This window comes from Streptomyces sp. CB02400, from assembly GCF_001905725.1.
GTDB classification, from domain to species: Bacteria; Actinomycetota; Actinomycetes; order Streptomycetales; family Streptomycetaceae; genus Streptomyces; species Streptomyces atrovirens.
On the sequence record NZ_LIWB01000039.1, the window covers coordinates 1 to 10,391 of the forward strand.

The following is a 10,391-nucleotide window of genomic DNA, read 5'->3' on the forward strand; positions in this document are numbered from 1 at the left end:
CCCGCCGCGGCGAGCGCGTCCGCACACCGGACGCGCTCCCGGCAGCAGGCGGATCAGCTGTCCAGGCTCCGCCTCGTCGACTCGCTTCCGGTCCGGACGGCGCCAGGCACCGCCGCTGACGCTGATGTACCCCGGGCTTGGTGGAGTCACCTTGCTGGACAGATGATGTCCCAGACGCCAAGGAGGCTTCAGCGCCCCGTGGTCACCCGGCCGAGTTCCGGCGCAAGGTCCTCGATCTCGTCGATTCCGGCCGGGCGATCAGGGAGATCGCTCACGGTCTCGGCATCAGCGAGCAGACGATCTACGTCCGGCGACGTCAGCACCTCGTCGACACCGGGCAGCTGCCCGGGCCGACCAGCCAGGACCGGGCTGAGCTCGTGGTCGCCCGACGACGGATTGCCGAACTGGAGGCGGAACCGGCCGCCCACCGCCAGCGGCGCCACTCCGCGCCCGGCATGCTCACACCCGTCGAGTTCGAACTGAGGTCGATCCCCGCGATCGCCCAGAATCCAGCAACTCGACTCCATGCAAGCCGGGCACATCAAACCTTCCGGGTGGGGCTGGGGGAGTTGACCCTGGCCGGGTCACTCCCCGGCCCAGAGGTCAGCAACGCCAGGACGCAGCCGCGTCCGATGCTGACTGTTCGCTGACCTCAGCCCGGTAATCATGCATCTGACCTGCGGAAATGACCAAGCGTTAGATCTTGGACTTGAACAGAGTACGCAGCACTTCGGACTCCTGGAAGACGGCTCCCTGCCTGCTTTTTGCAGGTCAAGGGCGGTCTTCACCGTACACCGGCACTCCTCGAACTCGAAGATTCCGAGGAACATCGATCCCACTCGGGCAAGGAGGCTCCTCGCCTGCGCTTCCGCAAAAAATGAGGCTGTCGCACTATCGCCGACCAAGCACCTGTCTCGGAGTGTGCAGGGGCTCATGCTGACCGGACGCTGACTTACGAGTTGGTGCGTGATAGCGGGTGAGGCGTCGCGCCTGGCCGGTGGGATGATCCGGCTTTGACGATCATGATCAATCGGGCGGTGCTGGCGCATCGACTTCTCACCGGCATCTCTCGACAGCATCTGGCTTGCCTGGTCGAGGGGTTGACCGCGTCGTGGCAGGCCAATCCCGAGGGCCGCCGTCATGCTGCGCGGGGCGGGGTCCGGAAGCGGGCCGCAGGTGCTGGCGCCCGTCACCAGCTGGTATTCGTCGACCGGCTGGTGGCCACGCTCATCCATCTGCGACACAACCTGCCGCATGCGCTTGGACGCCCCAGAAAACCCCGACCCGGAGCACTGCCCGACAGAGTCGAAGAGTGGGAGCGTGACCGCCACTGGTACTCATCCGACCGCGTCACCGTCGAACACACCCTCGCTGATCACAAACGCTGGAAACAACCGACCCGCTGGACCCACCGACGCGACCGCCTGCCCGACACCTACCGCGCCATCGCCAGCCTCGTATCCGACCGCACCATGACCGCATGAAAACAGTCCACGAACACGCCTCACCCGCTATCACGCGCCAACTCGTTATTCGCGACGGCCTGGCCGCCGGGGTCGTCGCGAACGGAGCGGTCAGTCGGCCCTGATGTCGTCCACGTACACGACACCCGTGACCGGGGCGCCGCTGCCGTGACCGAGGTACAGGTTGAACGTCGTCACCTTGGCGAGGTGCGCGGCGTCGAGCACTTCCCCGGCGTGTGCGGTGTCCCAGGGGGCGGGCTTGAACTCGCCGAACGGGGCCCGGATCTCGCGGGCGGTCGTGTCGGACAGCGGGATGTTGTACTCGAAATAGGCGCCACTGGAAACGATTTGGAGTGTCGCGCCGTTCGCCGAACCGTCGCCCTGCAGCCACAGCACCAGCGAAGAGAAGGCGGTCCAGTCCGCGTCGACCGACTTGCCGATGCCGGTGTACCCGGCACTGCTGAAGTCGTACGAGTACGCCAGCCCGTACGAGCCCGAGGCCTTGTGGTCGGCCGACAGGGTCGTGGTGTTGGCGTTGATGTGGCTGTAGGCCTCGCTGAGGGTGGCGTCGTCCCCCGCGTACCCCTCGAAGTCGTCGATCCATCCGGCGGGCAGGGGGGTGACCTCGCCGAGCAGGACCAGGGCCGAGTCGGTGAGGGTCCTGCCGCGCACCCGGGCGTCCACCGAGAGGGTCACCGACCTGTTGTCCAGCCAGGCCGGGTCGATCGACCAGTCGCCGGAGTAGAAGCCATCCGCGTCCAGGCGGAGCCGCCGGCCGCGTCCGCCGTTCACCGAGTAGGTGACCCTGCTCGCCGCCGCCTGTGTGACCCGCACCCGGACGGTGCTCTCGACGCTCGTCAGACGCTGCCGGTCCGTAGGGGTCACGAGGTGCATGAACGGGGCGTTCCGGACGGCGCGGGTGTGCGCGGCGTACACGCCTCGCAGATCACCGGCGAAGACGGTGCAGGGGTCCTGGGCGTACCGGACGAAGTCCGCGTGCAGCGCGTGGCCCGGGACCGGCACGTACTGCCGCGTGTCGTCCCCGAAGTTGGCCCACGTCTGCATGTACGTCACTCGGCGGGCCACGGGGTCGTCCTTGATGGCGCCCAGCAATTTCGTGAACCACTGCGGGTTGCGGCCCTCCTCGCCGCTCTCGCCGAACTCGGTGTAGGCCGGGACCTTGCCCTTCTCCTCGGCCAGGCGGACCACCATCGCCAGGTCCTGGACCAGGCCCTGCAGCCAGGCGTCCGAGCCGGCGGAGCTGTCGTAGGCGTCGTAGCCGAGGACGTCGACGTAGCCGTCGCCCGGGTAGGTCTTGAGGTAGCCCGCAGGGTCGCCGCCGAAGCTGGAGTTGGGCGAGTACGAGTAGAGCAGATTGCGGACGTCCTTGGTGTCGCGCAGGTACTCGACCGTGTAGCGGAAGATCTCGGTGTACTCCGCCGAGGTGGTGTGCCCGGCGCCCCACCAGAACCAGCCGCCGTTGTTCTCGTGGAACGGGCGGAAGATGACCGGGATCGGCGTGCCGTCCGGCCGCCGTGCGCCCTTGACGGCCTTGGCGATGCGGTCGAGGAAGGCGTTGTACCGGGCGTGCTTCGTGCCGCCGGGGAGGATCTGGCTGACCACACGGCCGGAGGTGTCGTAGAAGTTGTCGCCGGTGACGAAATTCGGCATGTGCGCGCTGAGAGTGTTGATGCCGCCGAGCGCGTCCGCCTGCCGGATGCACCGGCTGAGCGCGGCGATGTTCTCTGCCTCGGACGCGTCCTCTCTGCCGGGGCGTTCGTCACCGTCGAGGATGAGGGTGTCCCAGCCGAACAGCGCGGGGTGGTCGCCCACCGCCGCCTGGGTGTCGGACGACTTGCCGTCCTGCGTGGTGAAGGTGAAGCCGTAGGACAGGGCGTGCTGGTGGCCGAAGAGGATGCCGTCGCCCTGCTGCCGCATCAGGTATGCGAACAGCGCGCGCGTGGCGCTCGTCGCCTTGTCATCGACGATCCGGACGGACATCGGCGCGCCGGCCGGCGCCGCGGTGGGAGTTGCTGCCGAGGCCATGGGTGTCCCCGCGCCCGCCACGGCGGCTGTGGCGCCGAGGAGGACGAACGAACGGCGGTTCACGGCAGGCTTGTGCATGGCTGTCTCCTTGGACGCGGCCGGGTCTCACAATGAGGGAAGGTCTTGACCACAAGGCCGGGCCGGTGCGCGCCTACCACACGCCGACGGTTCGCCCGTCGGCGTCCTGGCATGCCCGAACCTGTGCCCTGGGCGGTCGTGGTGCCGACTGTGCTGGATGACGACAGCGTTGTCCATGCCGCTGCGGAAGTTAAGTAACCGGTTTAGTGGATTGGCGCGGGCTGCCCTTTCTCCACTGCCGGGATTCCTTCTCCTCTCCTCGTTGCCCTCACCGCCCCGTTGGATCCTTTTGAAGCGTCATCTCCGCAGGTCAGATGGTGATGGGGGCACATTCCGGCAGCCGGATCGCGTGGTTCACAGTCATGTCACAGCAAGGTGCTTAACCGGTTGTTGGCCGAGTGGGCGGAGTATCGCCATGAAGAACCTCTGCGAGGGATCTGACGTTGTGTGCGGAGACTCCCGGAGCGTCCTCCCGCAGCAGGTGGCGTAGGCCGTCGCGGCCCGCAGATCCCGGTCCACGGCATGCAGACCAAGCCCGTGGCCGGCCCGGCCGACGCTCCGATCGCCGCCTACCCGGCCTCTCCGCAAGAGCCCGAGACCGGCATCGACGTGGTCCACGACGGCTGGCCGATGCAGGTCCCTCAGAGGACCCGCTGGGCGCATCGACCATGGGTAGCGGTGCCGACCAGCGATGACGACCGAGCCGTCAGAGCCTGGCCGGCACCGTCTTCTTGTCCGGCGCGTCATCGCGAGTGGAGATCGACAAGGTCTCGGCACTCCGGCGGTGGGCGCATGCTGGACCCAGCCCGGGTGCGTGAGCGCCTCGGGCCGACACGGCTGTCCGGCCGGGGCAGAGGGTTCAGACGGCCTGGAGGTCGTCCAGGTGGAAGGCCCCGGCGGTGGCCGTTCCCGCGCTGTCCTGGTTGATGTAGATGTTGAACTGCGACAGATCGGCCAGGTCCTCCGCGGTGATGCGGCGCTCCGCGTCGGCGGTGTCCCACGGTGCCGGACGGAAGTCGGCGAACGGGATGGTGACCGTGCCGCCTTCCGTGCCCGGCATGGACGGATACGCCTCGTAGGCGACACCACCCGCGACGAGTCGGAGCACCAGTTTGTGCTGGGAGCCGTCCGCCTTCGGCCAGAGCGAGAGGGCGTCGAAGTCGGACCAGTCGCCATCGATCCGCCTACCGACGCCCGTGTAGCTCTGCAGGGCGAAGTCGTAACCGAAGCGCAGCGCGGTGTCGTCGACGTGTCCCTCGAAGTCGTCCACCACGCCCGGGGCCAGGGCCTGCTTCTCACCGAGGATCAGCCGGTGGTCCACCGCGAGTGTGTCATGGCCGGGCAGCACTGCCCGGACTCTCAGCCGGGCCAGGGTGTCGGCCAGGTTCTCCGCGCCGATGTCCCAGGTGCCCGTGTGGTAGCCGCTTGGGCCGCGCAGGAGATAGCCATCCTGCGTGGTGCCGTGCTTCTCCTCAAACCGCTCCATCGCTTCCCGCACCGAGCCCGGCAGAGGAACCTCGCGAAACTCCCCCGCCTTGCGATGCCTCAGCTTCGCCGGCTCGTGCGTGTTGGAGTGGATCTGCTCATGCACCCGGTAGACGTCATCTGCCACAACGTTGTTGACGTTCACCGCCCGGGCTTCCCCGTTTCGCAAGCCGCAGCCCACCGTCATGACGATCTCAAGCGCAAGGAAATCGTCAGCGGCAGTCAGCGCCTTCTTCACGTAGGCGAGGGGCGGGACGACCACCTTCCGGCGGACGTATTCCGGCTCCTGGCCCCCTTTCAAAGGATCGTCTGCCATGGCCTCCTTGCCATAGGCGTCCCGCAAGATCGTCTTCAGAGCGACGCCGTAGCAGCGGGAGGCCGCCTCGGCATGGCGCAGGAAGCCGGAGCACACCCCGCGCCCAAGGGGGCAGCGTCTCGCGGTCCTGCGGGAGGCCGGTTCCGTGTTCGGAGACAGCGCGTCCCGGCAGGTCCGCAGGCGGTCGCGGACGCCGCCCAGGGTGACGGACAGGCCGGAACGGTGCCGCCGAAACCCACTCACCGTCGGCTTCGCGCCGTCCAGACCGTGCCTCGGGCCTCGTACTCGAGCATCTCCTCCAGACCGACCGCGGCGTCCGCGCCGAGTTCCCGGCGCACCAGCCACAGGGCGAGGTCCAGTCCGGAGGTGACCCCGCCGGCGGTGACCAGGTCGCCGTCGTCGACCACGCGGGCGTTCTTCAGCACGCCGCCCTGCCGCTCCAGGTCGGCCCGCGCTCGATGATGGGTGGTGCAGGGGCGTCCCGAGGTCAGCCCGGCGGCGGAGAGCAGCATCACGCCCGTGCACAGCGCGCTGACGGTCAGGCCGGGGCGGGTCGCGGCGGCCAGGGCCCGAGGCAGGGAGCCGCGCCGGATCTCGGCCCACACTCCGGGATCCTCGCGGCGCGCGTACCCGCCACCGGGGACGACGAGGAGTTCCGCCTCCTCGGGGGCCCACCCGTGGTCGACGCGCAGCCTGGTGCCGTAGGCGGCCTCGACGGTGCGAGGGCCGTCGAGCGTGACGTAGCGGACCTCCACCTCCCGGTCGGCGAAGTAGCCGGAAGCGGAGAACACCTCGTACGGGGCGGTGAAATCGAGTTCTTCCACACCGTCGAACATGACGACGTGTACGCGTAAAGGACGGTCTCGCCCGGGAGTTCGGGAGGATGCCGCGTCGGCCCGGGTGGTGGCGCCGGCCGTCAGTGTCGCGGCCCCGAGCGCGGTGGTGGCGTGCAGGAGGGTACGGCGGTTCATCTCGGTCGGTACTCCGGTTCTCGGTCGGTCACGGGTGGGGGAGGGGCTCGTCCGCCAGGTACGGCGGTGCCGGGTCGTACTGGAGGGCGCGGCGCACGGCGCGGGCGTGCTCGCGCCCGTGCAGGCGCCCGACGAGCCACAGGGTGCTGTCGATGCCGGCGGAGACGCCCTGGCTGGTGAGCAGGTTGCCGTCGACGACATAGCGGGCGTCGCGTACGACGGTGACGTCGCCGCGTCCTTCGAGCGCGTCCTCGTACTGCCGGTGGGTGGCGACCCGGCGGGTCCGGGCCGGGCCGGCGGCGTGCAGCAGGAAGGTCCCGGTGCAGACGCCGACCACCCAGGCGGCGCGCGCGGCGGTGTCGGTGAGCCAGCCGGTGACCCGCTCGTTGTGCGGCTCGACCTCCCGGGCTCCGTGACCTCCCGGTACGAGGACGACGTCCAGCGGCGGATGGTCGCCGAGCGTGCGGTCCGGCAGTACCCGCATGCCCTGGGAACACCGGACGGGCGCGGAGCGCTCGGCGAGGAGCAGGACGTCGTCCGCGCCGTCACGCAGTCCGGAGGAGGTGGTGAACACTTCCCACGGACCGGTGAAGTCGAGTTCCTGTGCCGAGTCGAACAGCAGGATTCCGTACGTGGTCATGCTCAGTTGCCCCAGCGCGCGGCGTCGGCCATGGTCTCCATCCGGGTCCTGTGCGGCGGCATGGATCTCTCCCGCAGCAGTTCGGACGCGATGGAGAAGAGCGGGGCCTTCTCCGGACGGTGCCGTGCCTGGGCGACGATCTCGTCGGTGAGGGTGGTGGCCATGGACAGCCGCGGATAGGCGGCGTGGATCGCGGCCCCGGTGGCGTCGTCGACACAGTCCGTGTTCCAGCCGAAGTCCATGCCGGTCCCCTGGTGCACCAGGGCGCACAGGGTGCCGCGGCGCTCGGCGATGCCCGGCGTCGTGTGCAGGGCGACGGCCTCCCAGACGGCGTCGACGTCGGCGGTGGGCAGGCCCTGCGCGGTGAGGAACTCCGCGGCCGTGTCGGCGCCGTCCACCTCGAACCGCTGGTGGCGGTCACCGGCCTGCGTCAGGCCGATGTCGTGCAGGACGCAGGCCAGGAACAGCAGCTCCGGATCGTAGTCACGGCCCGGCTCCGCGCCTTGGTGGTCGGCGCGGAGCCGGGCGAACAGCGCGCTGCGGACGCTGTGGTTGGCGGTGGCGGTGGACTCCGTCTCGCGTACCAGGACCAGCGCGCGGCGGGCGAGGGGGGTGTCGGGGAGCGGCGGGACGCCGGTGGTCATCTCGTCGGTCATGACATCGATGATCGTCCGCGCCAACTGCCGGTGACAGTGGCAGACTTGCCTCCATGCGAGAGGAAACTGCCATTCCCGCCGCGCCGCACCGAGTGGCGGTACTGGTCATGGACGACGTGCTGCCCCTGGACCTGGGCATCCCGGCCCAGGTCTTCATCGCCGTGCCCGGTGCCCCCTATGAGCTGACCCTGTGCGGACGGACCGCGGGGTCGGTCCCGACCGCGGCGGGGTTCGCCGTGACGGTGACGGCCGGACTGGAAGCGGTACGCGGCGCGGACACCGTGGTGGTCCCGGGGTACGCACCGCATCTGCGGGAGCTCCCGCAGGACGTGCTCGCCGCACTGGCCGGGGCCCACGCCCGGGGCCGGCGGCTGGTGTCCATCTGCACCGGCGCGTTCGCACTGGCGGCAGCCGGGATCCTGGACGGCCGCAAGGCCACCACCCACTGGCAGTACACCGAGGAACTGGCGGCGCGGTATCCGAGGGTGTCGGTGGACCCGCGCGTGCTCTACGTGGACGAGGGACAGGTGCTGACCTCGGCGGGCGTCGCCGCCGGCATCGACCTGTGCCTGCACCTGGTGCGACGCGACCTGGGCGCACGGACGGCGAACAAGGTGGCGCGCGCCCTGGTCTCCGCTCCCCACCGCGACGGCGGGCAGGCGCAGTACATCAAACGGCCGCTGGCCCCCGACACGTACGGCGTCACCCTCGCGCCCACCCGGACGTGGGCCCTGACCCGTCTGCACGAGCCGCTGACGGTCCCACTGCTCGCCGCGCACGCTCACATGGCGCCGCGGACCTTCGCCCGGCGGTTCGTCGCCGAGACCGGCACGACTCCCCTGCGGTGGCTGCTCGCCGCCCGGCTCGACCGTGCCCGGGAGCTCCTGGAGAGCACCGGACTCGCCGTCGACCACATAGCCGACCGATGTGGTCTGGGCAGCCCCTCGAACCTCCGGCTGCACTTCCGGCGCACCCTCGGGACGACACCCACCGCCTATCGCGCGGCGTTCGCCCCGACGGCACGGCCGAACTCCGCTCAGGCGCACACCCCGACGACGGCCACCGGCCCGCCGGCCGCCTCGCCGTCCCGGACGGGAACGACGCACCGGGACCCCGCCCGCACGATGATCGTCATCGATCCGGTCCGTACGGAGACCGCCGGCCTCGCCGGCATCCACCCCCGGGTCGGGCCCGGCGCCGACGCCTGATGCCCGGCCGGTCTCCTCGGCGTCCTGGCCCAGGCGAGGCCGTCACCGTCGGCGCCGACGACGGCGCGCAGGAGATCCCGCGCACGATGAGCGCACACAAGGTGCGGCGCCTACTGGTGATCGACGGTCACGGCATGGCTGCCCCTGGGCCGGTCGGGCCCGGAAGTCATCCGAGTTCGTCCACGCCTCGCCCGCAACGCGCACAGGGGTGTGCGCACGTTGCGGGTCACTGCACGGGATGCGCGAGCGGGCAGCGCTCGGAGCACTGGTGAAGCGGCCGGCTCCCGGGACCGATCGGCTCAGCCGCCGCTCTTGCGCCTGAACGACCGCTGGCTCGCAGCCGGGCCGTGCGCCGCACGCACCTTCGACGCGTCCGGGTTGGCGGCGGCACCGGCGGCGTCCGCCTGCGCACCGCGCTTGCGTGCCAGGGCTTCGCGGAACTTGCGCTTGAGGTCGTAGTTGCCGTCGCTGTCCGGCGCCAGAGGCGACGCCTCGGGGGCAGCCGGCTCCGAACCCTCCGTCGACACGGGCTCTGCGGTCATGGTGACCTCCTGGATTCGGGGGATGGGCAAGCACAGCTTGTCATGCCGGGCGCGGCACGGGGCGCCGACGCCATCATCCTGCTCCGTTCCAACGGGCATCCCTCTCGCGGTCGAGGGCGTTCGCTCGGTGGGTGAAGCGCACAGGACGGCTGCGGGCCGGGCCGGCGCGGCGCCGCCGGCCGGACGTCCGCGGTCCGGGCATCGGCCGGCGCCTGCGACACGCTCGTACGCCACGCCCCGGCAGACGCTCCCGGTCCTTTACGCGGAGCCATCGGCCGTGCACGGCGTCTTCCGCCGCCCACCGCACCGGATCAGCCCTTCCGCGCTCATGACCTGCATGAAGGGAGGAAAAACGGGGCAGACGAGCCGCCTGGACATACGGAGGATGCCATGACCATGACGGAGCAGCCAGTCGAGACGGCGGGGGAGGAAACCGCCTGCTGCGCGCGCCACGACAGCCACGGTCCGGGGGCCGGTGCCGAAACGCCGGAGACACCGCGTGAGCGGGTCAACCGCCGCTGGAACGAGATCCTGCAGGAGACGCGGGTCACCCAGACCGGCGTGCAGATCCTCTTCGGCTTCCTGCTCAGTGTGGCCTTCACCCCGCTGTTCCGGGAGCTGGGGACACTGGACCACGCCATCTACGTCACCACCGTGGTGCTCGGCGCCGCCGCCACCGGATCGCTCATAGCGCCCGTCTCCATCCACCGCTTCCTGTCCGGACAGCGCATGAAGGACGAGGTGGTGGAAGCCGCCGGCCGCTTGATGATGTGCGGCATGGTCCTCCTCGCGCTGACCATCGGCTGCACGCTGCTGCTGATCCTCCGTTTCGTGGTCCCCGGCGTCCTCGCCGAAGTGCTCGTCGGCGCGGTCATGCTGTGGTTCGGCCTGTGCTGGTACGTACTGCCGCTACGCCTGCGGCACCGCGCCGCTCGGCGCTCGCGCACCGACGGCGCATGACGCTCCGGGGGGGGTGCCTCTATGTT

The 10,391-nt window shown here is 70.1% G+C and carries 10 protein-coding genes; 4 read left to right on the top strand and 6 right to left on the bottom strand.

Going from position 1 to position 10,391, the window contains the following annotated elements; all coding sequences use genetic code 11:
* Positions 1-140 precede the first annotated feature (140 nt).
* Positions 141-650 (top strand): transposase, encoded by a 510-nt coding sequence (locus AMK33_RS45415; RefSeq protein WP_383463171.1) that lies wholly within the window; start codon positions 141-143, stop codon positions 648-650.
* 372 nt (positions 651-1,022) lie between these two features.
* On the top strand, positions 1,023-1,484 hold the full coding sequence (locus AMK33_RS39930; protein ID WP_073938140.1) for a hypothetical protein: 462 nt from the start codon (positions 1,023-1,025) through the stop codon (positions 1,482-1,484).
* Between the two features lie 90 nt (positions 1,485-1,574).
* Here the strand turns inward: AMK33_RS39930 and AMK33_RS39935 are convergent, their stop codons facing one another.
* From AMK33_RS39935 to AMK33_RS39955, 5 genes are all read right to left on the bottom strand, one after another.
* A complete protein-coding gene (locus AMK33_RS39935; protein WP_073938135.1) occupies positions 1,575-3,587 on the bottom strand; it encodes a glycosyl hydrolase in 2,013 nt (670 codons plus the stop codon).
* 859 nt (positions 3,588-4,446) lie between these two features.
* Entirely contained in the window at positions 4,447-5,388 is a 942-nt protein-coding gene (locus AMK33_RS42065; RefSeq protein ID WP_235618372.1) for a CIA30 family protein, read from the bottom strand.
* Positions 5,389-5,627: 239 nt separating this feature from the next.
* On the bottom strand, positions 5,628-6,359 hold the full coding sequence (locus AMK33_RS39945; protein ID WP_073938136.1) for a DJ-1/PfpI family protein: 732 nt from the start codon (positions 6,357-6,359) through the stop codon (positions 5,628-5,630).
* A 28-nt stretch (positions 6,360-6,387) separates the two neighbouring features.
* Complete coding sequence (locus tag AMK33_RS39950) at positions 6,388-6,999, bottom strand: DJ-1/PfpI family protein (RefSeq protein WP_073938137.1); 612 nt, start codon at positions 6,997-6,999, stop codon at positions 6,388-6,390.
* A 2-nt stretch (positions 7,000-7,001) separates the two neighbouring features.
* Positions 7,002-7,655, bottom strand: coding sequence for an HD domain-containing protein (locus AMK33_RS39955; protein WP_107425379.1), 654 nt, complete (start codon positions 7,653-7,655; stop codon positions 7,002-7,004).
* 53 nt (positions 7,656-7,708) lie between these two features.
* On the opposite strand from AMK33_RS39955, the gene AMK33_RS39960 reads away from it, so the two are divergent.
* Entirely contained in the window at positions 7,709-8,863 is a 1,155-nt protein-coding gene (locus tag AMK33_RS39960; RefSeq protein ID WP_079195179.1) for a GlxA family transcriptional regulator, read from the top strand.
* 299 nt (positions 8,864-9,162) lie between these two features.
* Here AMK33_RS39960 and AMK33_RS39965 read toward each other — a convergent pair whose 3' ends face one another.
* Positions 9,163-9,405 (bottom strand): DUF5302 domain-containing protein, encoded by a 243-nt coding sequence (locus tag AMK33_RS39965; RefSeq protein ID WP_073938138.1) that lies wholly within the window; start codon positions 9,403-9,405, stop codon positions 9,163-9,165.
* Between the two features lie 390 nt (positions 9,406-9,795).
* On the opposite strand from AMK33_RS39965, the gene AMK33_RS39970 reads away from it, so the two are divergent.
* Positions 9,796-10,365: a DUF6328 family protein gene (locus AMK33_RS39970; RefSeq protein ID WP_073938139.1), complete on the top strand. Its 570-nt coding sequence runs from the start codon at positions 9,796-9,798 to the stop codon at positions 10,363-10,365.
* The last annotated feature ends 26 nt before the right edge of the window (positions 10,366-10,391 follow it).